A 22,374-nucleotide genomic window follows, 5' to 3' on the forward strand; every position below is an offset into this window, starting at 1 on the left:
GGTGCGCGGCTGGTTGTGGTTGTGGCTGGGTGTGTGGCTAGGCGGTGCTGTCCGGGCCCGGCGACGCTGCCGGGTCGGCACGTTCTCGGTCGATCAGCTCGGAGAGCCAGCGGACCTCGCGGTCCACGCTCTCCAGCCCGTGGCGCTGCAGCTCCGCGGTGTAGCGGTCCACCCGGGCCCGGGTGCGGCCGAGGGCGGCCCGCAGCCCGTCGCGCTGCCGCTCGACGGTGCGCCGCCGGCCCTCGAGGATGCGGAGCCGGGCATCGGCGGCCGTGGAGCCGAAGAACGCCAGGTGGACGCCGAAGCGCCCCTCCTCCTCGTAGGCCTCCGGGCCGGTCTGCGCGACCAGGGTGTGGAAGCGCTCCTTGCCCTCGGCGGTGATGGCGTAGACGACCCGGCCACGCCGCCCGGTGAGGGGCGGCGCGTCGGCCGGGAGCAGGCCGCGGGGGTCGTGGTCGGCCACCGACACGAGCCCGGCGGCCAGCATCTTCTTCAGGGCCGGGTAGAGCGACCCGTAGGAGATGCTGCGCAGTCCCCCGAGCGTGACCGCGAGCTGCTTGCGCAGCTCGTAGCCGTGCACCGGGCCCTGCTGGAGCAGGCCGAGGATGGCGAGCTCGAGCACTTCGCCACCCCCTTCTCGCTGATCGACGTATCGGGACGATACGAACATACGACTTCGTTTGTCATGTCGGCGGGGGGCGGTAGCGGTCGTAACCTGGTTCGGTGACCCGGCGATCGACGGTCGACTACGCACTGCGCAAACGCGCCGTGCTGGCCGACGTCCGGGCCGGTCGGGTGGCGCTGGCCGAGGTGTGCGACGCCACACCCCAGCTGGTGCAGGCCGCCCGGCACCACGGCGAGGGGACCGAGGAGACCTGCCCGGTCTGCCGTCGGTGGCGGTTGACCCGGGTCAACTACGTCTACGGTGATGCCCTGGGCACGGTGGCCGGCCAGGCCAAGCGCGAGCGCGAACTGGCCCGCATGGACGCCGCGCAGGACGAGTTCGCCGTCCACGCGGTCGAGGTCTGCCGTGGGTGCGGGTGGAACCACCTGGCCCTCTCGTACGTCCTGGGAGCGGTGGTCGAGCCCGGGCGCGCCCCGCGCCGCCCCGGGCGGCGGTCCGCGCCGGACTGACCTGCGCCGCGCCCTGCGACGGAACGGTCCCGGCCCTCCACAGCTCCACACGTCATCCTGGTGCCGACACCCGGGTCGACGACGACTCCGCCCAGCCCGCCACCGACCGAGAGAGGGGCCCCCGCCGTGCCTCCCCACGACGAGACCTCGCCCGTCGGGCCGCCCGCCGGTTCCGTCCGCCGCCCACCGCCCGCCCGGGCCGCCGGGTCCGGCGGAGGGGGCGGTCGCCCCGACCCGCGGCGTCCCGACCCCCGCGCGGCCCGCCGCGGCGGCGACCGCGGGCGGACGACGGCGGCCCGCACCGACGGCGGCGCCACGGTCTCCGCCCGGCCGCCCGCCGGCCGGAAGGGCAAGCCGACCGGCAAGAAGGGCAAGCGGACGGCGAAGCAGAAGCGCCGGCGCATCTACAAGGTGCTCGCGTCGCTGGTCGTCGGCGGCCTCGTGCTGCTCGGCGTCTTCGTCGGGGTGGTCTACGCCAACACCACGGTGCCCAGCCTGGACGACGTCTCCCAGGCGCAGACCACGATCGTCTACTACTCCGACGGCACCACCGAGATGGCCCGGTTGGGGTCGGAGAACCGGGTGGCGGTGACCCTGGACCAGGTGTCCGAGCCGGCCCGCGACGCGATCCTGGCGGCGGAGAACCGCAACTTCTACGACGACCCGGGCATCTCGATCACCGGCATCGCCCGGGCGGCCTGGAACAACCTGACCGGCGGCTCGACCCAGGGCGGGTCGACGATCACCCAGCAGTACGTCAAGAACACCCTGCTCACCGCGGACCAGACGTTCAGCCGCAAGTTCCAGGAGCTGTTCCTGGCGGTCAAGCTGGACAACAACTACTCCAAGGACGAGATCCTCGAGGGGTACCTCAACACCATCTACTTCGGCCGCGGCGCCTACGGCATCCAGGCCGCGGCGCAGACCTACTTCGGGGTCGACGCCAGTGCGCTGACCGCGCAGCAGGGCGCCGTCCTCGCCGTCCTGGTCCGCAGCCCCAGCGCCTACGACCCGGCGAACAACCCCGAGGGCGCGCAGGACCGCTGGGGCCTGGTGCTCGACGGCATGGTCGAGCAGGGCTGGCTCAGCTCGGGTGACCGGTCGGCATCGACCTACCCCGAGGTGCTGCCGGTCACCGGGTCGTCGCTGGGCATCCCGGAAGGTCCGGAGGGCCTGATCGTCTACCAGGCACTGGCCGAGCTCGAGACGAAGCTCGGCAAGTCCCAGGACGACATCGCCAGCGCCGGCTACCGGATCACCACCACGGTCAACCCGACCTACCAGCAGGCGGCGGTGGAGACGGTCAACTCGGTGATGGCGGACCAGCCCGACACGCTGCGCCAGGCCCTCGTCGCGGTCGACCCGCGAACCGGTGGCGTGCTGGCCTACTACGGCGGCCCGAGCGGCACCGGGCTCGACTACGCGAACAACCCGCGACCGCCGGGTTCGTCGTTCAAGCCCTACGTCATGGCCACCGCGCTGGAGCAGGGCATCTCGATCAGCTCCCGGCGCGACGGCAGCTCACCCCAGACGTTCCCGGACCGGCCCGACCAACCCGTGCGCAACTCCGGCGGCGCCTCCTGCGGCGACTGCACCCTGGTCCAGGCGATGACCCGGTCGCTGAACACCACCTTCTACGGGCTGGCCTACGACGTCGGTGCCGAGAACGTGCGTGCCACCGCCCTCGCGGCGATGGGCCTCGGGGACACCTGGCAGGGGACGTCCAGCCCGGTGTTCAACGGCAGGAAGATCCTGGCCGACCCGGACTCCGACGGTGTCGGCGGCTCGATCGGCATCGGGCAGTACGCCGTCCGGCCGATCGACCAGGCGGTCGGCTTCGCGACCCTGGCCAACGGCGGGGTGCTGCACGCCACCCACTACGTGGCCCAGGTGACCGACTCCGAGGGCGGGGTGGTCATCGCGCCCGAGACGACCGTGGACGCCGGCAACCAGGTGATCCCGGCCGACGTGGCCAGCGACACCACGCTGTCCACCGAGGGCGTCGCCGAGTACTCCCGGCGCAGCCTGGACGACGACCGCCCGGTGGCCAGCAAGACCGGTACGCAGGGTCAGCAGGACAGCACGGTCAACAGCACGGATGCCTGGATGGTCGGCTACACGCCGTCGATCTCCACCGCGGTGTGGATGGGGTCCGACGACAACTCGGCCATCCAGAACGCCAGCGGTGGACCGATCTTCGGGTCGGGCCTGCCCGGGCAGATCTGGCAGGAGTTCATGGACCGCGTGCTCGACGGCACGCCGGTCGAGGAGCTGCCGACCGAGCAGCTGATCGACGGCGACACCGGCAACTCGGTGCCCGAGGTGACCACCGAGGCACCGCGGACCACCACCCAGGCGCCGCAGACGACGACGGAGGCCCCGGTCACCACCACCGAGGCCCCGCCGGCGACGACCGAGGCACCGCCGACGACGACGGCGGCCCCGCCGACGACGGCACCCCCGGCGACGACGAGCTCCGCGGGACCGCCGGGGCTGCTGCCCACGACCACCCGTTAGGCAGACTGTCGCGGTGAGCACGCACGACACGGGCCCGTCGCCGGCCGACCAGCCGGAGGACGGGCCCGCGCCGTCCCCGCGGCCGGCCGCGGTGCGGGTCAGCGAGCCGCCGCAGGTGGCCGCGCCGCCGTGGCCGGACCGGGTGGTGCCCACCTGGACCGACCGGGTGGCCGCCCAGGCCAGCGAGGCGTTCGGCGGTCCGTGGGGCCGGCACGCGGTGACCGGGCGCGCGCTGTTCTGGACCCCGTTGCGGGTCGTGCTGCTGTTCACCGTGCTGGGCCTGGCCCTCGCGTGGACCAAGCAGAACCCCTGCTCCGACGGCAACTGGGTGGGCTCGAAGCAGTACACCCACTTCTGCTACTCCGACACCGTGCCGCTGTTCGGCCTCCGGGGTCTGGACACCGGTCAGGTGCCCTACCTGGACTCCGCGATGGAGTACCCGGTGCTGACCGGCGGCTTCATGTGGCTGGCCGCGGTGCTGGCCCGCAGCTACGACTCGCTGGCCCAGTCGGTCGGGCTGCTGCCCACGGTGGTGCCGGTGCAGAGCTACTACGTGGTCACCTGCCTGATGCTGAGCGTCTGCGCCCTGCTGATCACCCGCTCGGTGGCCGGCCTGACCGGACGACGCCCCTGGGACGCCGCGATGGTGGGCCTGTCGCCGTTGCTGGTCGTGCACGCCTTCACCAACTGGGACCTGTTCGCCGTCGCGCTCGCGTCGCTGGCCATGTGGGCGTGGGCGAAGCAGCACCCCGTGCTGGCCGGGGTGCTCATCGGGCTGGGTACGGCGGCCAAGCTCTACCCGGTGCTCCTGCTCGGCGTCCTGCTCGTGCTGTGCCTGCGCGCCGGTCGGCTGCGCGCCTGGGCGGGCACGGCCGTCGCCGCCGCCGGGGCGTGGCTGGTGGTGAACCTGCCGATCGCCCTGCTAGCCCCGGACAACTGGCGGTTGTTCTTCACCCTCAACGACAGCCGCCCGGCCGACCCCGACACGCTGTGGAACATCGCCCTCCACGCCACCGACAACGCCCTGTTCGACGGCCCGCTGGCGGCCGGTCAGACCCCGTCGGTGCTCAACGCGTGGGTCGCCGGGGCCACGCTGGCCGTCTGCGCCGCCGTCGGCTGGCTGGCCCTGGCCGCCCCGGTGCGGCCCCGGGTGGCCCAGCTGGCGTTCCTGCTGGTGGCCGGGTTCCTGCTGGTCAACAAGGTCTGGAGCCCGCAGTACTCGCTGTGGCTGCTGCCGCTGGCCGTGCTGGCCCGGCCCGAGTGGCGCTCGCTCCTGCTCTGGCAGGCCACGGAGGCCGTGCTGTGGGTGCCGCGGCTGCTCTGGTACCTGGGCACCGACAACAAGGGCATCGACGTCCAGTGGTTCTTCCTGGCCGTGGGCGTGCGCGACGTCGCCGTCGTCGTCCTGATGGCACTGGTGGTGCGGGACGTGTGGCACCCGGAGCTGGACCGGGTCCGGCGCAGCTGGCCCGGCACCGACGACCCGTCGGGGGGCCTGCTCGACGGCACCCCCGACAGGTTCGTGCTACGCAAGCGCGCTGCGCAGCAGCGCGATCTCGGCGGCGTGGGACGCGGCGTCGCCGGGGGTCTCGAGGACGACGGGGCAGTCGGCGGTCCGCGCCACCTCCAGGAGTAGCTCGACCGGGATCGTGCCCTGGCCCAGCGGCGCGTGCCGGTCGCGGGTGGAGCCGGCCTCGTCGCGGCTGTCGTTGAGGTGCACCAGGTCGATCCGGCCGGTGATGGCCCGGACGTCCGCGACCACGGTGGCCAGGTCCCAGCCGGCCGCCCAGGCGTGGCAGGTGTCGAGGACGAACCCCGCCCCGAACTCGCCGACCGCCTCCCACAGGCGGGCCACCGCGTCGAGCTCGCGGGCCATGGCCTTGTCCCCGCCGGCGGTGTTCTCGATCAGCACCGGGACCGCGAAGCCGCCGTCGTCGACCTGGCGCTCGAAGAGCTTGCGCCAGTTGTCGAACCCGGCGGTCGGGTCGTCCTTGCCGGTGACGTGGCCGCCGTGCACCACCATGCCGGCCGCGCCGATCGCCGCCGAGGCGGTGGCGTGCTGGCCGAGCAGCTTGCGGCTGGGGATGCGGATCCGGTTGTTCGTGGACGCGACGTTGAGCACGTAGGGCGCGTGCACGAAGACGGCGAGGTCGGCGTCGCGCAGCTGCTCGGCGTCCGGGCGCGGCTTCGGCGCCTTCCAGTCCTGGGGGTCGGCGAGGAACACCTGGACGGCGCCCGCGTCGACCTCGGCGGCGCGGGCCAGCACCCCGCCGTCCTCGACCTCGTTGCTCTCCGTGAGCCCGGAACCGACGTGTACTCCTACCGGGTGTGACGACATACCCGCGAACCTAGGCCGTCCGGGTGACGTCGAGATGCGGGCGTATCTCCCAGGTCACACACTCGTTGCTGGACGTGATAGGTGTTACTCGTAGGTACTACCAGCGGGTAACCGCGGTACGGGGTCTCGACGGAGAGGCGCACGAACATGCAGAGCGGACGGATCGGCCGGTCGGCCAGGCGCGGCATCGCGGTGCTCACGCTGGGCTGGCTGCTCGCCATGGCCGGGTCGGTGCTCGCCGCACCGACCGCCACCGCGGCGCCCACGGCGACCGTGGAGATCAAGACGCTCACGCCGCCCACGGTGAGCATCGACGCCGGCGGCACGGCGACCTTCGTGAACTCGGTGGCCTCCTACCCGGCGAGCCTCACCCTGCCGCTGGTCGGCACGCTGGGCGCGACGGTCTACACCGACATCTCGGTCACCTTCAACGGCCAGACGCAGGCCCTGCAGCCCGGCCAGTCGGCCGCCTACACGTTCCCGTCCAGCACGGTCGGCGCGATCACCTACACCTACCGGGTGGTCTCGGGCACGAACCTGTCCGCGACCCTGCTCAACCAGCTGGTCAACGGGATCATCGCGACCCTGCCGCCGCTGCCGGTGGGCACCCCGTTCGTGGTGAACACCCTGGTCCCGCTGCCGAACCTGCCGTCGGCGAACCTCCCCACGCTGCCGCCGGTCTCGGTGGCCGTCCCGACCACCCCCGTCGCGGCGCCCACCACCGGGCAGGCCCCCGGCCAGACCGACACCGGCTCCGCCGCCCCGACCGGCACCGCCGCGGTGCCCACGACCGACGGCACCGCGTACGCCTACGGGGTGCCGGGGTCCGGTGGCCAGCTGGCCCCGGTCGACACCTCCGCGGCGGCGGCCTTCGACCCCTCGCGCTTCTTCCCGACCAGCTCGTCCTCCCCGGGCAGCGGCGGTGGCGGTGGCGCGGGCAGCTACGACGGCGCCTCCGTGCCGGTGTTCGGCCAGCTGGCCGGGCTGAACGGGTCCGCCCTCGCCGGCAGCGGCGACGGTGTCGAGACCGCCTCGGACTCCTCCGCCAGCAGCCCCGACCCGGCGCTGTCGGTCCCGGCCCTCGCCGCGGTGATCGCGCTGGCCGGGGTCACCGCGGCGCTGGTCCGCATGCACCTCGCCCAGCGGGCGACGACCCGGGGCTGATACCTTCGTCGTTGCGCTCCCGGTCGACCGAACCATCGGCCAGTCGGGGGCGCGACGCGTGCAAGCCCTCCTGCTGCAGATCTCCTGCAGCCGCCAAGACCAGAGGAGGTGGGGTTCTCCGTGCGTCACTACGAATTGATGATCATCCTCGATCCCGAGCTGGAGGAGCGAACCATCGCTCCCAGCCTGGACCGGTTCCTCTCCGTCGTCACCAACTCCGGTGGCACCGTGAAGACCGAGATCTGGGGCCGTCGCCGCCTGGCGTACGAGATCAAGAAGAACGTCGAGGGCATCTACGCCATCGTCGACATCCAGGCCGAGCCCGCTGCGGTCGCGGAGCTGGACCGTCAGCTCAACCTGAACGAGTCCATCCTGCGCACGAAGCTGATGCGGCCCGAGGTCCACTGACCATGGCCGGCGAAACCGTCATCACCGTCATCGGCAACCTCACCGCCGACCCGGAGTTGCGTTTCACGCCGTCCGGCGCCGCCGTCGCGAACTTCACCGTGGCCTCCACGCCGCGGACCTTCGACCGTCAGACGTCGGAGTGGAAGGACGGCGAAGCCCTCTTCCTGCGGTGCAACGTGTGGCGGCAGGCGGCCGAGAACGTCGCCGAGTCCCTCACCCGTGGCTCCCGGGTCATCGTCAGCGGTCGGCTGAAGCAGCGTTCCTTCGACACGAAGGAAGGCGAGAAGCGCACCGTCATCGAGCTGGAGGTCGACGAGATCGGCCCCTCGCTCCGCTACGCCACCGCGAAGGTCACCAAGGCCAACCGCGGCGACGGCGGCGGGTTCGGTGGCGGCTCCGGCGGCGGTGGGGGCTTCGGCTCCTCCGGCGGCGGGGGCGGCAGCTCCTCCAGCGACCCCTGGTCGACCCCGGCGTCGTCCTCGGACGAACCGCCCTTCTGATCTCGATACACCCTAGAAAGAGACTCCTGTGCCCAAGCCTCCCATTCGCAAGCCGAAGAAGAAGGTCTGCCAGTTCTGCAAGGACAAGGCGACCGGCGTCGACTACAAGGACACCACCCTGCTGCGGAAGTTCATCTCCGACCGCGGCAAGATCCGTGCCCGTCGCGTCAGCGGCAACTGCTCCCAGCACCAGCGTGACGTCGCCGTGGCCGTGAAGAACAGCCGCGAGATGGCCCTGCTGCCCTACACCTCCACGGCGCGCTGATCATGAGCGCATCGAAGTTGATCCTGACCCAGGAGGTCACCGGCCTCGGTTCCGCCGGGGACACCGTCGAGGTGAAGGGCGGGTACGCCCGCAACTACCTCCTGCCCCGCGGCCTGGCCATCAAGGCCACCCGCGGTGCCGAGAAGCAGATCGCCGGCCTGCGCCGGGCGCGGGCCGCCCGTGACGTGGCGACCCTGGACGAGGCCAAGCAGGTCGCCGGCCAGCTGTCCTCGCTCACCGTCACCGTGCCGGCCAAGGCCGGCAACGGCGGCCGGCTGTTCGGCTCGATCACCACGGCCGACGTCGTCGCCGCGGTGACCGCCGCCGGTGGTCCCGCGCTGGACCGTCGTCGGGTCGAGCTGCCCAGCTCGATCAAGTCGACCGGCTCGCACTCCGTCACCGTGCGGGTGCACCCCGAGGTCAGCGCCACGCTGGCCATCGAGGTCGTCGCGGCGTAGCCGCCCCTGCACCCTCCACAGGGGCGTCGGACCACGAGGTCCGGCGCCCCTGTGGCGTTCCCATCCCCCGTCCCCCCCGCCCAGCGTTGATCAGGGGGGTGCACGAAAGTCCGTCCCCCTCCACCAGATCTGGTGACGAGGGACGGACTTCCGTGGAGGAGGACGGTGGCGACCCACGGCCGGACGTCGTCCTGGGGCAGGTGGGACGGCGACGCGCCCGGGCGTGGTCGCGGGGAAGAAATATCTTCCGTCCACAGGTCGGGGACAGCCGACGGGCAGGTGGCGGGCGGTGGGCCTGCAGATGACCGCGGTCCGTCCCGGATCCCTCCACACGGAGGCTGCGTTCGTCCACGGCTCTGTCCCCAGGTTGTGCAGAGGCCTGTGCACAGCGCTCGTGGACGACGGGCCGGCGGCTGCCTAGCGTCACCCGGGAATCCACCGCGCGGGGTGGTCAGCACCGGTTCTGTCGGTGCCCCGCGGTACCAAGGACGACGACGGACGCGGCACCGCGGTGCCCCGTCCCGGCAGGCGCGCGCAGCAGATGGGGGCACACCGAAGTGGCACTGGCGGACGACTTCAGCAGGCCGGTGGCCGCGGCTCCGCAGTACGACCGTCAGCCCCCGCAGGACGTCGCCGCCGAGCAGTCGGTGCTCGGCGGCATGCTGCTGAGCAAGGACGCGATCGCCGACGTCGTCGAGGTCCTGCACGGGGCCGACTTCTACCGCCCGGCGCACCAGATCGTCTTCGACTGCGTCCTCGACCTCTACGGCCGGGGCGAGCCCGCCGACGCGATCACCGTCTCCGCCGAGCTCAACCGCACCGACCAGCTGTCCAAGATGGGCGGCGCGGTCTACCTGCACACGCTCATCCAGTCCACGCCCACCGCCGCGAACGCCGGGTACTACGCCGCGATCGTCGCCGAGCAGGCCGTGCTGCGGCGCCTGGTCGAGGCCGGCACCCGCGTCGTGCAGCTCGGCTACGGCGCCGCGGGCGGCAAGGGCGACGTCGACGACATCGTCGACCGGGCGCAGCAGGAGATCTACGACGTCACCGAGAAGCGCATGAGCGAGGACTACTCGCGCCTCGAGGACGTCCTGCAGCCCACCATGGACGAGCTCGACGCCATCGCCAGCCGGGGCGGCACCGCCCGCGGGGTGCCCACCGGCATCCGCGACCTCGACGAGCTCACCAACGGCCTGCAGGCCGGCCAGATGATCGTCATCGCGGCCCGACCCGGCGTCGGCAAGTCGACGCTGGGGCTGGACATCGCCCGCAACGCGTCGGTGAAGCACCACCAGGCGGCGTGCATCTTCTCCCTCGAGATGAGCAAGCACGAGATCACCATGCGTCTGCTGTCGGCCGAGGCGAAGGTGCCGCTGCACCACATGCGCGCCGGGTCGCTGAGCGACGAGGACTGGTCGAAGCTGGCCCGCCGCATGGGCGAGGTCGCCGACGCCCCGCTGTACATCGACGACTCCCCCAACATGACGATGATGGAGATCCGGGCCAAGGCGCGGCGGCTCAAGCAGCGCAACGACCTCAAGCTCGTGGTGATCGACTACCTGCAGCTGATGACGTCGGGCAAGCGCGTCGAGTCCCGCCAGCAGGAGGTCTCGGAGTTCTCCCGTGCGCTCAAGCTGCTGGCCAAAGAGCTCGAGGTGCCGGTGATCGCGATGAGCCAGCTCAACCGTGGCTCCGAGCAGCGCCAGGACAAGAAGCCGATGCTGTCGGACCTCCGTGAGTCCGGCTCCATCGAGCAGGACGCCGACATGGTCATGATGATCCACCGCGAGGACATGTACGAGAAGGAGTCCCCGCGGGCCGGCGAGGCCGACATCATGCTGGTCAAGCACCGCAACGGCCCCACCGCGAACGTCACCGTGGCCTTCCAGGGCCACTACTCCCGCTTCGTCGACATGGCCAACTGACCGCCGGAAACGGATGGCGCCGGACGAGCTGTCCGTGCGCTGATGGTCAGGTGGGCGACTTCTCCGACCTGGCCTCGTTCCACCGGCTCGGCCCCGACGGGGTGCACCCGGTCCCGGCCGTCGTCGGCCACGGGGCCGACGAGCAGGCCCAGTGGCTGGTCACCGCCCCGTTGCCCGGTGAGCACGCCGTGGGCGACCGCTGGCGGGCCCGCCGGACCGAGGCCATCGCTGCCGTCGCGACCGGTCTCCGAGCGCTGCACGCGTTGCCCCTCGACGTCGTCCCCGCCGAGCGGGCCGGCGAGAGCTGGGCGACGCGCACCCCACCGGCGCTGGGGCCGCGCCCCCGGCTCACCGACCCGGTCGTCGTGCACGGGGACGCGTGCGCCCCGAACACCCTGGTCGACGTCGCCGGCCGCTGGGTCGGGCACGTGGACCTCGGCGACCTCACCACCGGTGACCGCTGGGCCGACCTCGCCGTGGCGTCGCTGAGCCTGGACCGGAACCACGGCGAGGGCCACCAACCGGAGTTCTTCGCCGCCTACGGCACCGAGCCCGACGCCGAGCGCATCGCCTGGTACCGCGCCCTGTGGGAGGCCGAGAGCTGATGGAACCGACCGCGGAGCTCGTCCGGACGCTGCTGGCCGAGCAGTTCCCGCGGTGGTCGGACCTGTCCGTCACGCCGGTGGCCAGGCAGGGCAACGACAACCGCACCTTCCGGCTCGGCGACGGCCTCGCTGCTCGGCTCCCCGCCGGTCCCGGCTACGCGGCGGCCGTGGTGAAGGAGGACCGCTGGTTGCCGGTCCTCGCGCGGCACACCACGGTCGCCCTCCCGGAGGTGGTGGCCACGGGGAGCCCCGGAGCCGGCTACGCGCATCCGTGGTCGGTGCGTCGGTGGTTGCCCGGCGCCGCACTCCCCGACGCCGGGGCGGTGGACGACGCGCAGCTCGGCGTCGACCTGGGCCGGTTCGTCCGCGAACTGCACCGCACCCCGGCCACGGGCGGTCCGGCCGCCGGCGTGCACTCCTCCCGGCGCGGGGAGCACCCGAGCTGCTACGACGCCGAGGTCCGGGACTCCCTCGTCCGGCTCGGGGACGCCGTCGACCGGGCGGCCGGCGAGGCGATCTGGGCCCGTGCGCTGGTGACGTCCTGGGAGGGCGATCCGGTGTGGTTCCACGGTGACCTGGCGCCGGGCAACCTGCTGCTCCGCGACGGCCGGCTCGCCGCGGTCATCGATCTCGGCACCTGCGGGGTCGGTGACCCGGCCTGCGACCTGGTGGTCGCCTGGACCACCCTGGGCGACGCCGGCCGCGCTGCCCTCCGGGACGCCGTCGACCTCGACGCGGGTACCTGGGCCCGGGCCCGCGGGTGGGCGCTGTGGAAGGCGCTGGTCACCGGCACGGACTCCCCGCTGCACGCGGAGCAGCAGCGCGCTCTCGACGCCCTCCTCGGCGACCCCTCGATGTGACATCCGGTCGGGTCCGGGCGCAGGGACACCGCGACGGTCACATCGAGGCCCGTGACCGGCCCTCCCGCCCACCGGGCAGCATGTCCCCCGTGGACGACGCATCGCCGCTGAGCCGGACCGACGCGCAGCAGGCGGTGGTCGACCTCGGGTGGCGGCTGCTGCTGGGCGAGCTGGTGACCGTCGTCCCGCTGGACTCCCTGGCCGAGGGCGCCGGCCTGCTGGCCGCCGTCACCGTCGAGCTGGGCGCCGACGGCGACGCCCACCTGCGGGCCGACCTGCGCTCGGACCGGTTGCGGCTCACCCTGCAGGACCGGGCGCGGGGCGCGGTCACCGCGGCCGACACCGCCCTCGCTCGGCGGATCAGCGCCGTCGTCGACCGGCCGGTCGCCCCGGTCGGTGACCCGCGGATCGGCGACGCGCAGGAGCTCGAGGTCGCGATCGACGCCCTGGACATCCCCGCCCTGCTGCCGTTCTGGGCGGCGGTGCTGGCGATGGTCCCGCAGCCGGGGGACGACGAGGCCCTGGTCGACCCGGCCGGCCGGCTGCCGGCGGTCTGGTTCCAGCAGATGGACGCCGAGCGGCCGCAGCGCAACCGGATCCACCTGGACATCACCGTGCCGCACGACGTCGCCGACGCCCGCGTGGCCGCCGCGCTCGCCGCGGGGGGCCGGTTGCTCTCCGACGCCGAGGCCCGGTCGTTCTGGGTGCTGGCCGACGCCGAGGGCAACGAGGTCTGCGTCTGCACCTGGCAGGACCGCGACCGACCCGCCGAGGTCAGTCCCGCAGGTTGAGCTGGTCGTACCGGGCGGCCAGCTCGTCCAGCTCCTCGGGGGTGGGCACGTGGCCCCCGGCGCGCAGCTCGACCATGCCGCGGAAGTAGTCCTCCCGCGGCGCACCGGGGGTGAACAGGATCAGGAACCGGCAGCCGGCGTCGGCGTCCGCGGCCCGGAAGCCGTGCACCCCCGACCGGGGGACGTAGACCAGGTCACCGGGCCCCGCCGTCGTCCAGGTGTCACCGGAGAGGACGGCGAGCCGGCCCTCGAGGACGTGGAAGGACTCGCTGAACGTGCGGTGCACGTGCGGCCCCGGCCCGCCGCCACCCGCGGGGAGGGTGACCTCGAACAGGCCGAAGTCGCCGCGGGTCTGGGCGCCGGTGGCGAGGAACCGGGTCTGCCCGGCGACCTCCTGGTCGGCGTGCCGGGAGATCGTCGCCGGATCGGGCAGGTAGCTCACGCAGCTGTCCTACCCCAACCGATCAGCGGTCCGCCACGAACGCCGGGTGTGCGGATCAGCGACCGGGTGCAGGCCATGGCGATGCACGCGACCGCGCGGTGGACGGTCCGGTACGGCGAGGAGCTCCGGTTCGCGGGGTCGGAGCTGCCCGCGCCGTCCGTCGTCGACGTCGGGACGCGGCACGGCCGGGTGCCGGTGCACGTGTACGGGGAGGGGACGACGGCGCACGTGCACCTGCACGGCGGTGCCTGGCTGATGCGGTACCCGCAGATGGACGACTGGTGGTGCCGGTACCTGGCCGCCACCACCGGCGCCGTGGTGCACAACGTCGACTTCCGCACCGGCCCCTACGTCGCCTACCCGGTCGCCCAGGAGCAGGCGCACGACGTCGCCGAGCAGCTGGCCACCCGGTTCGACCGCGTGTCGGTGGGCGGCTTCTCCTCCGGCGGCGGGATGGCTGCGGCGGTGGCGTTGATGGCCCGCGACCGGAGCTCCTTCTCCCCCGCCCTGCAGGTGCTCGGCATCCCCGCGCTGGACATGGCCTCCGAGGTGCCGGCCGGGGCCGGGATGATCTCGCCCTCGCTGCGCGGACTGGTGCGGCGGGTCTACTTCCCGGACGTCGAGAGCCGGCGCGAGCCCTACGCCTCGCCGCTGCTGGCCCCCGACCTGACCGGCCTGCCGCCGGCGCTGGTGCTCACCGCCGGGCGGGACACCCTGCGCCCGGACGGCGTCCGGTACGCCCAGCGGCTGCGCGAGGCCGGCGTGGACGTCTGGCACCACGACACCCCGGGCGTCGACCACTACTTCCTCACCGAGGACCCGGTGCGCGCCCGCGACACCATGGCCCAGGTCGCCGACCGCGTACGGGCGGCCCTTGCCGGCTGAGCCCGGTCCGCGCCAGGGTGGGCCGCATGGCCACCTGGGACGACGTCGAGCGCATCGCGACCGCTCTGCCCTCGGTCGAGGAGAGCACGACCTGGGGCAACCGCTGCTGGAAGGTCGCCGGGAAGACCTTCGTCTGGGTGCGTCCGCTGGGGAAGAAGGACCGTGCCGACCTCGGCGACGCCGTGCCGGACGGCGAGGTCATGGCCGTGCGGGTCGACGGCGAGGGCGGCAAGGCCGACCTGCTGGCCGCCGAGCCCGAGGTCTGCTTCACCATCCCGCACTTCGACGGGTTCCCGGCGGTGCTGGTCCGCCTCGACGAGGTCGAGCCGACCCTGCTCGCCGAGCTCGTCGAGGACGCCTGGCGGGTGCAGGCCTCGCCCAAGCTGCTGCGCGATCACGGACCCCGGGACACCTGACCGCGGTGTGCCGCGCGCACAGGTCCGTGGTCACCGGCAGGGGACGGGTCAGGTGTCGGCGCGCAGCAGGGGTGGGTGCAGCTGGTCGGCGGAGCCGCGGCGGTACAGCTGGGCCGGGCGGCCGCCGTCCCGGGTGGTGGTCTCGCCGGTCGGCGCCAGCAGACCCGGCGTGCCGGTGACCTTGCGGTGGAAGTTGCGGGGGTCCAGCGGGCGGCCCCACACCACCTCGTAGACCCGGCGCAGCTGGGCCACGGTGAACTCCGGCTCGCAGAACGCGGTGCCCAGCGCGGTGTACTCCAGCTTGGCCCGGGCCCGCTCCACGCCGTCGGCCAGCACCCGGTCGTGGTCGAAGGCCAGGTCGCGGGCCGCGGCGACGGGCACCCAGCGGGCGTCGGCGGCGTCGGTGCCCGCCGTCGGTGCCGGCTGGTCGGGCACGAGAGCCAGGTGGGCGACGGTGACCACGCGCTGGCGGGGGTCGCGGGCGGGGTCGCCGTAGGTGGCCAGCTGCTCGAGGTGGCCCACCACCAGCCCGGTCTCCTCGGCCAGCTCGCGGGCGGCCGCCGTCCCCAGGTCCTCGTCGGGGCGCACGAAGCCGCCGGGCAGCGCGTCCCGCCCCACAAACGGCTCCTCGCCGCGGCGCACCAGCAGCACGCACAGCTCGTCGGTGCGCACGGTCAGCACGACGAGGTCCACGGTCACCGCGAACGGGGGGAACGCCACGCGCCCACCCTAGCGTCACGTTGACGACAAGCCGTGCTCCTGCTTATCGTCGTGCTGACGACAACAACTGGAGGCAGACATGGCCGACATCGCCCGCTACCCCTTCGTGCGGCACCTGCGCGGATCGGCGACCGCCCACGTGCAGCACGTCACCGCCGGCCGGCTGCGGCACGCCGGCACCGGGGCCAGCTTCTGGTTCCGCCCGCTCTCGGCCGTGCTCAGCGAGGTCCCGGTCGACGACCGCGAGCTGCCGCTGCTCTTCCACGCCCGCACGGCGGACTTCCAGGACGTCACCGTCCAGATGACGCTGACCTTCCGGTTCACCGATCCCGCGTTGGCCGCCGGTCGGGTCGACTTCTCGGTCGACCCCGACACCGGCACGTGGCGGGGCACCCCGCTGGAGCAGGTCGCCGGCCTGCTCACCGAGTCGGCCCAGCAGCACGCCATCGACCTGGTGGCCGGCGGGGCGCTGACCACGGTGCTCACCGCCGGGGTGGGTCCGGTGCGGGCGGCCGTCGCCACCGGGCTGGCCGCCGACGCCCGGCTCGTGGAGACCGGCATCGCCGTCGTCGACGTCCGGGTGGTGGCGATCCGGCCCGAACCGGAGGTGGAGCGGGCGCTGCGCACACCGACCCGCGAGCAGGTGCAGGCCGACGCGGACGCCGCGACCTACGCCCGCCGGGCCACCGCGGTCGAGCGCGAGCGGGCGATCAGCGAGAACGAGCTGGCCAACCAGGTCGAGCTGGCACGCCGCGAGGAGGAGCTGGTCGGCCAGCGCGGGGTCAACGCCCGGCGGGAGGCCGAGAACGCCGCGGCCGCGGCCGAGGTGGCGGCCGAGTCGAAGGCCCGCCGCGACCGCGCCGCAGCGGTGGTCGAGGCCGAGCGCACCCGGGTGCAGGGCGAGGCCCGCGGCGCGGCCAACCGCGCCGAGTGGGCCGTCTGGGTGGACATGCCGGTCGAGACCGTGCACGCGCTGGCCCTGCGGCAGCTGGCGGGCAACCTGCCACAGATCCAGAACCTCACCGTCAGCCCGGACGTGCTCACCGGGCTGCTGGCGAAGCTGGGGACCGACCGGTGACCCTGGCCCCCCGCGTGGTGCTCGTGCACCGGGCCACCGAGCTCACCGAGCTGGTGGCCCGGCACGGCACCCGCGGTCAGGCCGAGTTCTTCCTGCGCAGCCGCGGCCGGGACGTCGCCGAGGTGGCCGCGCACGACGCCGCGCAGCGGGCCGCGGTCACCCGGGCGCTGGCCCAGGTACCGCTGGACTGGCGACGGGGCAGCGTGGAGCGCGCCGACCTGCCGCGGTTCCTCTTCGCCCCGGACGACGTCGTGCTCGTGGTGGGGCAGGACGGGCTGGTCGCCAACGTGGCCAAGTACCTCGACGGCCAGCCGGTGGTCGGCGTCGACCCCGAACCCGGCCGCAACGCCGGGGTGCTGGTGCGGCACGGGGCGCAGGACGTCGGCGAGCTGCTCGCCGCCCGCGCCGGCGCGCAGGCCCGGACGATGGTGCAGGCCCGCACCGACGACGGGCAGACCCTGACCGCGCTCAACGAGCTGTACCTGGGCCAGCCCACCCACCAGACCGCCCGCTACCGGCTGCAGGTGCCCGGGTGCGGCCCGGAGCGGCAGGCGTCGTCGGGTGTGCTGGTCTCCACGGGCACCGGGGCCACCGGCTGGTGCCGGTCGGCCTGGCTCGAGCGGCGCAGCGGGCTGACGCTGCCGGGGCCCGAGGACGACGTCCTGGCGTGGTTCGTGCGGGAGGCGTGGCCCTCGCCGGTCACCGGCACCACCTGCACCGAGGGCCTGCTGGGCGGCGACGCCGAGCTGGTGCTGACCGTGGAGAGCGACCAGCTGGTGGTGTTCGGCGACGGCCTGGAGGCCGACCGGCTCACGCCGTCGTGGGGTCAGCAGGTCACGGTGTCGCGCGCGCGTCAGCAGCTGCGGCTGGTCTGAGCAGCGCGACCAGGAAACCGGCGTCCGGCGTCCACGGGCGGAGGTCCCAGGTGGCCAGCAGCAGGTCCTCGGCCCAGCCGGTGGCGGCGGCGTCGGCGCGGAACTCGGCGAACCCGTAGCCGCGGTGGTCGCCGAAGCCCATCGCCAGGCGGCCCCCGGGCTCGAGGTGGGCCAGCAGCCGGGTCAGCGCAGCCCGGCGCAGGGCCGGCTCGACGAAGGTGATCACGTTGCCGGCGCAGACGATGCCGTCGAAGGTCTCGCCCAGGTCGAACGTGGTCAGGTCGTCGACCAGCCAGCGGGGGCCGGGGTGGTCGACCTCGGCGGCGGCGACCAGCACGGGGTCGCCGTCCACACCGGTGACGAGGTGGCCGGCGCGGTGCAGCGCGCCGCCGACCCGACCCGGCCCGCAGCCGGCGTCCAGCACGCGGGAGCCGCGCGGGAGCAGTGCGTCCACCAGCCGGGCCTCGCCGTCCAGGTCCGCGCCCTCGGCCGCCAGGCCGCGGAACCGGTCGACGTACCACTGCGAGTGGTCGGGGTCCTCGGCGGTGATCGCGGCCCAGCTCGCGTTCTCGGTCATGCGGGCATCATGCAGGGGGTGCGATCCGAGGCCAGCGTGCTCCACCTGGACCTCGACGCCTTCTTCGCCGCCGTCGAGCAGCGCGACAAGCCCTCGCTGCGCGGCAAGCCGGTCGTGGTCGGCGGCACGGGTGGTCGCGGCGTCGTCGCCACCGCCTCCTACGAGGCCCGCGCCTACGGGGCCCGCAGCGCGATGTCCGCCGCCGAGGCCCGCCGTCGGTGCCCCCCGGGGACGGCGTTCCTGGGCGGCCGGTTCGCCGCCTACTCGATCACCTCGCGGGTGGTGATGGACCTGCTGCGCGAGCTCTCGCCGCTGGTCGAGCAGGTCAGCGTGGACGAGGCCTACGTCGACCTGGCCGCCGGTGGGCACGCCACCGACGTCGACTCCCTCACCGCCCTGGCCACCGACCTCAAGGAGCGCCTGCACACCGCGACCGGTGGGGTGCGCGGGTCGGTCGGCATCGCGTCGTCCAAGACCCTGGCGAAGATCGGCAGCGAGCTGGACAAGCCCGACGGCCTGCTGGTGATCCCCGCCGGCAGCGAGCTGGACGTGCTGCACCCGCTGCCGGTCCGCTCCCTGCCCGGGGTCGGCCCGGCCACGGGTGACCGGCTGTCGTCGGTGGGCATCCGCACCGTCGCGGACCTGCACGAGCGGTCGCTGTCGGACCTCGTGGGGCTGGTGGGCCAGGCGCACGGCTCCGGGTTGTACCGGTTGGCGCGGGCCGACGACGACCGTCCGATCGTGCCCGACCGCGAGGCGAAGAGCGTCTCCGCCGAGCGCACCTACGCCACCGACCTCACCGACCTGGCCGCGCTCGAGCACGAGATCGGCTCGCTGGCCCAGCGCGTGGTCAGCCGGCTGCAGAAGGACGGCACGGCCGGCCGCACGGTCACCCTGAAGTTCCGCCGGTACGACTTCACCACCCTCACCCGGTCGCAGACGCTGACCCAGCCCTTCGACGACGCCCGCACCGTCGGGGACGTCGCCCGCCGCCTGCTGGCCGGGATCGACCGCACGGGCGGGGTGCGGCTGCTCGGGGTCGGCGTCTCGGGCCTGGCCACCTACGTGCAGGGTGACCTGTTCGCGGAGGACCCCGAGCCCGCGGTCGCCGTCCTGGAGGAGGACGTCGACGTGGTCGCCGAGCCCGAGCCCGCGACCCGGCAGTGGCACCCCGGGCAGGACGTCGAGCACGCCGAGATGGGTCGCGGGTGGGTGTGGGGCAGCGGCCTGAACCGGGTCACCGTGCGTTTCGAGGGCCCGCTGACCCCGCCCGGCCCGGTGCGCACCTACGCCGGCGACGACCCCGCGCTCTCCCCCGCCGACCCGCCCGATTGGCGCGGGACGGAGGCCCAGAAGTCGCGTTCGTAGGCGGTGGCCAGGGCGAACGCCCGGTGCATCGGCCCAGCCAGCTCGGGGGTGGCCGCTGCGTCGGTGAGCTCGCGGGCCCGCCGGGTCGACTCCTGGAAGGCGGGGTCGTCGTAGGTGGCCACCCAGCGCAGGTACGGGTGGCCCTCGGTTCCCCGCGCGGTGGCCGCCAGCCGGGCGCCGGTGTGCGCGTACACCCAGAAGCAGGGCAGCACGGCCGCGCAGCCCACCGGGTAGGGCTCGGTGGCGGCCGTGGCGACCAGGTAGGAGACGTAGGCCAGGCAGGTGGGGCTGTGCTCGGTGGCCCGCGGTCCCCCGCCCAGCAGCCCGAGCAGGTCGCCGTGCAGCTGGGTCTCGACCACCGCGGCGGTCTGCGCCGAGCCCGCCCAGAACGCCGCGGCCTGCGGGTCCGGGGCGCGGGCGGCCAGCAGGGCCAGGGCCTTCGCGTACCCAGCCAGGTAGAGGGCGTCCTGCTCCAGGTAGAACCGGAAGGCCGGGGCGGCCAGCGAGCCGTCGGCCAGCTCGGCCAGGAAGGGCAGGGCGTCGATCTCGTCGCGCAGCGCGGCGGTGCGGGCCCAGGCGTCGTCGGTGAAGCTCACAGCTCGCCCCACGCGTACGCGCCGTGCGACACCGGGCCGTTGCCCGACCCGACGTGCAGCTCGTCGGCGTGCAGCAGCGCCGCCTGCAGCACGTCCCGGGCCTGCTCGACCAGTGCCGGCCAGTCCGGCGCCACCCCGGTTGCGCCGGCCGTCGTGGCCTCCGCGGCGAGCGCCGCGGACAGCGTGCAGCCGGTGCCGTGGGTGTTCGAGGTGTCGACCAGCGGACGCCGGCTGAGGTGCACGGCCGTCGTCCCGTCCGGCTCCCGGACGGCGAGGACGTCGACGCTCTCGCCCAGGTCGCGGGCCAGGTGACCGCCCTTGACCAGCACCGCGCCCGGGCCGAGCGTGACCAGCGCCACGGCCTGGTCGCGCAGGTCGTCGACGGTCCGCGCTGGTTCCACGTGCAACAACCGGGCCGCCTCGGGCACGTTCGGCGTCAGCAGGTCCGCGATCGGCAGCAGTGCCGTGCGGAGGGCGTCGACCGCGTCGTCGTCGATCAGCTGGTCCCCGCTGGTCGCCACCATCACCGGGTCGACGACGAGCGGGCCGACCGACCGCCGCGACAGCACCTCGACGACGGCGTGCACCACGGCCGCCGAGCCGAGCATGCCGGTCTTGGCGGCGTGCACGGTGACGTCGTCGAGCAGGGTCTCGAGCTGCTGGGTGACGAAGGTGGCCGGCACCGGGTGCACCCCGGTGACGCCGTGCGTGTTCTGCGCGGTGAGCCCGGTGAGCACCGCGGTGCCGTAGGTGGTGCGCCCGGCGAAGGTGGCCAGGTCGGCCTGGATGCCGGCCCCGCCGCTGGGGTCGGACCCGGCGATGGTCAGGGCGACCAGAGCGCTCATCGGAGCTCCGCCCGCAGCTGCTCGGCGGCTGCCCGCGGGTCCCCCGCCGCGCAGATGTCGGAGACCACGCAGATGCCGTCGACCCCGGTCGCGGCGACGTCGGCGGCCCGGTCGGCGTGGATGCCGCCGATGGCCACGGTCGTCGTCCCACCGGCCCCGCGGACCAGCTCGGCCAGGGCGTCGAGCCCCAGGGCGGCCGCGGCGTCGGGCTTGGTCGGGGTGGCCCACACCGGGCCCAGGCCGAGCAGGTCGACGGTGCCGGGCGGGAGGTCGCGGGCGGCGGCCAGCTCGGCGGGAGTGCCCACGGACAGCCCGAGGTGCAGCTGCGGGGCCAGTGCCCGCACCTCGGCGACCGGGAGGTCGGACTGGCCCACGTGCACCCCGTCCGCCCCGGCCAGCAGCGCGACGTCCAGGGCGTCGTCCACGACGACCGCCACCCCGGGCCGGTCGGCCAAGGTCTGCTGCACCGCCCGGGTCAGGGCCAGCAGGTCGCGCCGGGAGGCGGTCTTGTCCCGCACCTGGACGGCGGTCACCCCGCCCGCGACCGCGGCGGCCACCACCTCGGGCACCGACCGTGGTGCGCACAGCACGGTGTCGGTGACCAGGTAGAGGGTGGGGTCCAGCCGGCGGGTCATGCCTGGTCCCGGACGTCGGCATCGGCGAGGTCGTCGGGGCCGACCGCGTCGAGGGCGTCCAGCCAGGCGATCGCGAACGAGCCCGGGCCGGTGCACACCGCCGCCGCCCGCTCGGCGGCCAGCGCGACGTGGGCGTGGGCGGCCACCGCGCCCCACAGGTTCGAGCCGGTCGCGGCGACGTAGGCCGCGGTGAGCGCACCGAGGGCGCAGCCGGCGCCGGTCGTGCGCGTGAGCAGGAGGTGGCCGCCGCCGACGCGGACGGTGCGGGTGCCGTCGGTGACCAGGTCCACCTCGCCGCTGACCGCGACCACGCCGCCGGTGCGCCGCGCGAGGTCGCCGGCGGCCGCCGCGGCGTCGTCCACCCCGCTGGTGCTGTCGGTGCCGCGCCCGCCGGCCCCGGCGCCGGCCAGCGCGATGACCTCCGAGGCGTTGCCGCGGACGACGTCCGGGCGGTGGTCGAGCAGCTCGGCCGCCAGCCGGGTGCGGTAGCCGAGCGCACCGACCGCGACCGGGTCGAGCACCCAGGGCCGGGCGTCGGCGGACGCCCGGCCGGCGGCGGCGCGCATGGCCTCGGCCGTGCGGGCGTTCAGCGTGCCGACGTTGACCAGCACGGCGCTGGCGATGCCGGCGAACTCCGCGGCCTCCTCGGGGGCGTCCACCATGGCCGGGGACGCGCCGACGGCCAGCAGGGCGTTGGCCGTGATGGTCTGCACCACCGTGTTGGTCAGGCAGTGCACCAGGGGCCGGGTCTGCGTCAGGGCCGCCCGGGCGGCCATCAACGATGCGGTCGTGGAACGGCTCATGCCGCGACATCCCTTCGCCAGTACGAACTGGAGCAGGTTCGACGGGTGTCATCTCAGCCCCCGGATGGGGCACCCCGTGCCGCTCCCGATCCTGGCACGGTTCGCCTGATCGGGTGAGCCCGGTGGTGGTTCCGGCACCCGCCTTGCTCGCATCGGTCGCGCTCTG

The 22,374-nt window shown here is 74.1% G+C and carries 26 protein-coding genes and 1 riboswitch; of the genes, 17 read left to right on the forward strand and 9 right to left on the reverse strand.

The window, feature by feature from the left end:
- Positions 1–37: 37 nt before the first annotated feature.
- Positions 38–622, reverse strand: coding sequence for a PadR family transcriptional regulator (locus BLS67_RS17720; protein WP_091247606.1), 585 nt, complete (start codon positions 620–622; stop codon positions 38–40).
- A 101-nt stretch (positions 623–723) separates the two neighbouring features.
- Here BLS67_RS17720 and BLS67_RS17725 point away from each other — a divergent pair, with 101 nt between their 5' ends.
- The 3 genes from BLS67_RS17725 to BLS67_RS17735 all read left to right on the forward strand — a co-directional run bounded on the left by BLS67_RS17725 (position 724) and on the right by BLS67_RS17735 (position 5,287).
- The gene (locus BLS67_RS17725) at positions 724–1,134 is read left to right on the forward strand and encodes a DUF5318 family protein (protein WP_091247608.1); all 411 of its coding nucleotides are present in this window, start codon (positions 724–726) and stop codon (positions 1,132–1,134) included.
- A 126-nt stretch (positions 1,135–1,260) separates the two neighbouring features.
- Positions 1,261–3,651 carry a transglycosylase domain-containing protein gene (locus tag BLS67_RS17730; protein WP_091247609.1) on the forward strand — a complete coding sequence of 797 codons (2,391 nt, stop codon included), beginning with the start codon at positions 1,261–1,263 and terminating at the stop codon, positions 3,649–3,651.
- Positions 3,652–3,664: 13 nt separating this feature from the next.
- Entirely contained in the window at positions 3,665–5,287 is a 1,623-nt protein-coding gene (locus BLS67_RS17735; protein WP_242654168.1) for a glycosyltransferase family 87 protein, read from the forward strand.
- On the opposite strand, the gene BLS67_RS17740 is transcribed toward BLS67_RS17735, so the two are convergent.
- The gene (locus BLS67_RS17740) at positions 5,177–5,989 is read right to left on the reverse strand and encodes a deoxyribonuclease IV (RefSeq protein ID WP_091247611.1); all 813 of its coding nucleotides are present in this window, start codon (positions 5,987–5,989) and stop codon (positions 5,177–5,179) included. The genes BLS67_RS17735 and BLS67_RS17740 overlap by 111 nt on opposite strands.
- Before the next feature lie 147 nt (positions 5,990–6,136).
- Here BLS67_RS17740 and BLS67_RS17745 point away from each other — a divergent pair, with 147 nt between their 5' ends.
- The 9 genes from BLS67_RS17745 to BLS67_RS17785 all read left to right on the forward strand — a co-directional run bounded on the left by BLS67_RS17745 (position 6,137) and on the right by BLS67_RS17785 (position 12,968).
- Complete coding sequence (locus BLS67_RS17745) at positions 6,137–7,153, forward strand: hypothetical protein (RefSeq protein ID WP_091247612.1); 1,017 nt, start codon at positions 6,137–6,139, stop codon at positions 7,151–7,153.
- 120 nt (positions 7,154–7,273) lie between these two features.
- A complete protein-coding gene (gene rpsF / locus BLS67_RS17750) occupies positions 7,274–7,561 on the forward strand; it encodes a 30S ribosomal protein S6 (RefSeq protein ID WP_091247719.1) in 288 nt (95 codons plus the stop codon).
- A gap of 2 nt (positions 7,562–7,563) precedes the next feature.
- Positions 7,564–8,061, forward strand: coding sequence for a single-stranded DNA-binding protein (locus BLS67_RS17755; protein ID WP_091247614.1), 498 nt, complete (start codon positions 7,564–7,566; stop codon positions 8,059–8,061).
- A gap of 28 nt (positions 8,062–8,089) precedes the next feature.
- On the forward strand, positions 8,090–8,326 hold the full coding sequence (rpsR, locus tag BLS67_RS17760; protein ID WP_056296079.1) for a 30S ribosomal protein S18: 237 nt from the start codon (positions 8,090–8,092) through the stop codon (positions 8,324–8,326).
- 2 nt (positions 8,327–8,328) lie between these two features.
- The gene (rplI, locus tag BLS67_RS17765) at positions 8,329–8,784 is read left to right on the forward strand and encodes a 50S ribosomal protein L9 (protein WP_091247616.1); all 456 of its coding nucleotides are present in this window, start codon (positions 8,329–8,331) and stop codon (positions 8,782–8,784) included.
- Positions 8,785–9,341: 557 nt separating this feature from the next.
- On the forward strand, positions 9,342–10,712 hold the full coding sequence (gene dnaB, locus BLS67_RS17770; RefSeq protein ID WP_091247617.1) for a replicative DNA helicase: 1,371 nt from the start codon (positions 9,342–9,344) through the stop codon (positions 10,710–10,712).
- 50 nt (positions 10,713–10,762) lie between these two features.
- Complete coding sequence (locus BLS67_RS17775) at positions 10,763–11,317, forward strand: phosphotransferase (RefSeq protein ID WP_165617645.1); 555 nt, start codon at positions 10,763–10,765, stop codon at positions 11,315–11,317.
- Positions 11,317–12,177 carry an aminoglycoside phosphotransferase family protein gene (locus BLS67_RS17780; protein ID WP_207500706.1) on the forward strand — a complete coding sequence of 287 codons (861 nt, stop codon included), beginning with the start codon at positions 11,317–11,319 and terminating at the stop codon, positions 12,175–12,177. The genes BLS67_RS17775 and BLS67_RS17780 overlap by 1 nt, the downstream gene beginning before the upstream one ends.
- Before the next feature lie 89 nt (positions 12,178–12,266).
- Positions 12,267–12,968 carry a VOC family protein gene (locus BLS67_RS17785; RefSeq protein WP_242654169.1) on the forward strand — a complete coding sequence of 234 codons (702 nt, stop codon included), beginning with the start codon at positions 12,267–12,269 and terminating at the stop codon, positions 12,966–12,968.
- Here the strand turns inward: BLS67_RS17785 and BLS67_RS17790 are convergent.
- Positions 12,952–13,410 carry a cupin domain-containing protein gene (locus BLS67_RS17790; protein ID WP_091247622.1) on the reverse strand — a complete coding sequence of 153 codons (459 nt, stop codon included), beginning with the start codon at positions 13,408–13,410 and terminating at the stop codon, positions 12,952–12,954. The genes BLS67_RS17785 and BLS67_RS17790 overlap by 17 nt on opposite strands.
- Before the next feature lie 75 nt (positions 13,411–13,485).
- Here BLS67_RS17790 and BLS67_RS17795 point away from each other — a divergent pair, with 75 nt between their 5' ends.
- Together BLS67_RS17795 and BLS67_RS17800 are read left to right on the forward strand one after the other, a co-directional pair.
- A complete protein-coding gene (locus tag BLS67_RS17795; RefSeq protein WP_091247723.1) occupies positions 13,486–14,295 on the forward strand; it encodes an alpha/beta hydrolase fold domain-containing protein in 810 nt (269 codons plus the stop codon).
- Between the two features lie 26 nt (positions 14,296–14,321).
- The gene (locus BLS67_RS17800) at positions 14,322–14,711 is read left to right on the forward strand and encodes an MmcQ/YjbR family DNA-binding protein (RefSeq protein WP_091247624.1); all 390 of its coding nucleotides are present in this window, start codon (positions 14,322–14,324) and stop codon (positions 14,709–14,711) included.
- Between the two features lie 48 nt (positions 14,712–14,759).
- Here the strand turns inward: BLS67_RS17800 and BLS67_RS17805 are convergent, their stop codons facing one another.
- Positions 14,760–15,431 carry an NUDIX hydrolase gene (locus tag BLS67_RS17805; RefSeq protein ID WP_091247625.1) on the reverse strand — a complete coding sequence of 224 codons (672 nt, stop codon included), beginning with the start codon at positions 15,429–15,431 and terminating at the stop codon, positions 14,760–14,762.
- Positions 15,432–15,510: 79 nt separating this feature from the next.
- Between BLS67_RS17805 and BLS67_RS17810 the strand changes: the two genes are divergently transcribed.
- Positions 15,511–16,509, forward strand: a complete 999-nt coding sequence (locus BLS67_RS17810) for an SPFH domain-containing protein (protein ID WP_091247627.1) — start codon at positions 15,511–15,513, stop codon at positions 16,507–16,509.
- Entirely contained in the window at positions 16,506–17,384 is an 879-nt protein-coding gene (locus BLS67_RS17815; protein WP_091247630.1) for an NAD(+)/NADH kinase, read from the forward strand. Before BLS67_RS17810 ends, BLS67_RS17815 begins: the two co-directional genes overlap by 4 nt.
- On the opposite strand, the gene BLS67_RS17820 is transcribed toward BLS67_RS17815, so the two are convergent.
- Complete coding sequence (locus BLS67_RS17820; protein WP_091247632.1) at positions 17,344–17,961, reverse strand: class I SAM-dependent methyltransferase; 618 nt, start codon at positions 17,959–17,961, stop codon at positions 17,344–17,346. The two genes, BLS67_RS17815 and BLS67_RS17820, sit on opposite strands and share 41 nt — an antisense overlap.
- 18 nt (positions 17,962–17,979) lie before the next feature.
- Here BLS67_RS17820 and BLS67_RS17825 point away from each other — a divergent pair, with 18 nt between their 5' ends.
- On the forward strand, positions 17,980–19,329 hold the full coding sequence (locus BLS67_RS17825) for a DNA polymerase IV (protein ID WP_165617646.1): 1,350 nt from the start codon (positions 17,980–17,982) through the stop codon (positions 19,327–19,329).
- Here BLS67_RS17825 and BLS67_RS17830 read toward each other — a convergent pair.
- The 4 genes from BLS67_RS17830 to thiM all read right to left on the reverse strand — a co-directional run bounded on the left by BLS67_RS17830 (position 19,248) and on the right by thiM (position 22,208).
- Positions 19,248–19,925 carry a TenA family protein gene (locus BLS67_RS17830; protein ID WP_091247637.1) on the reverse strand — a complete coding sequence of 226 codons (678 nt, stop codon included), beginning with the start codon at positions 19,923–19,925 and terminating at the stop codon, positions 19,248–19,250. The two genes, BLS67_RS17825 and BLS67_RS17830, sit on opposite strands and share 82 nt — an antisense overlap.
- Positions 19,922–20,770, reverse strand: a complete 849-nt coding sequence (gene thiD, locus BLS67_RS17835) for a bifunctional hydroxymethylpyrimidine kinase/phosphomethylpyrimidine kinase (protein ID WP_091247638.1) — start codon at positions 20,768–20,770, stop codon at positions 19,922–19,924. The genes BLS67_RS17830 and thiD overlap by 4 nt, the downstream gene beginning before the upstream one ends.
- Positions 20,767–21,405 carry a thiamine phosphate synthase gene (thiE, locus tag BLS67_RS17840; RefSeq protein WP_091247640.1) on the reverse strand — a complete coding sequence of 213 codons (639 nt, stop codon included), beginning with the start codon at positions 21,403–21,405 and terminating at the stop codon, positions 20,767–20,769. The genes thiD and thiE overlap by 4 nt, the downstream gene beginning before the upstream one ends.
- Complete coding sequence (gene thiM / locus BLS67_RS17845) at positions 21,402–22,208, reverse strand: hydroxyethylthiazole kinase (RefSeq protein ID WP_091247641.1); 807 nt, start codon at positions 22,206–22,208, stop codon at positions 21,402–21,404. Before thiM ends, thiE begins: the two co-directional genes overlap by 4 nt.
- Positions 22,201–22,295: riboswitch (TPP riboswitch) on the reverse strand. Its footprint overlaps the gene before it by 8 nt.
- Between the last annotated feature and the right edge of the window lie 79 nt (positions 22,296–22,374).

The organism is Klenkia soli (assembly GCF_900103975.1).
Lineage (GTDB): Bacteria > Actinomycetota > Actinomycetes > Mycobacteriales > Geodermatophilaceae > Klenkia > Klenkia soli.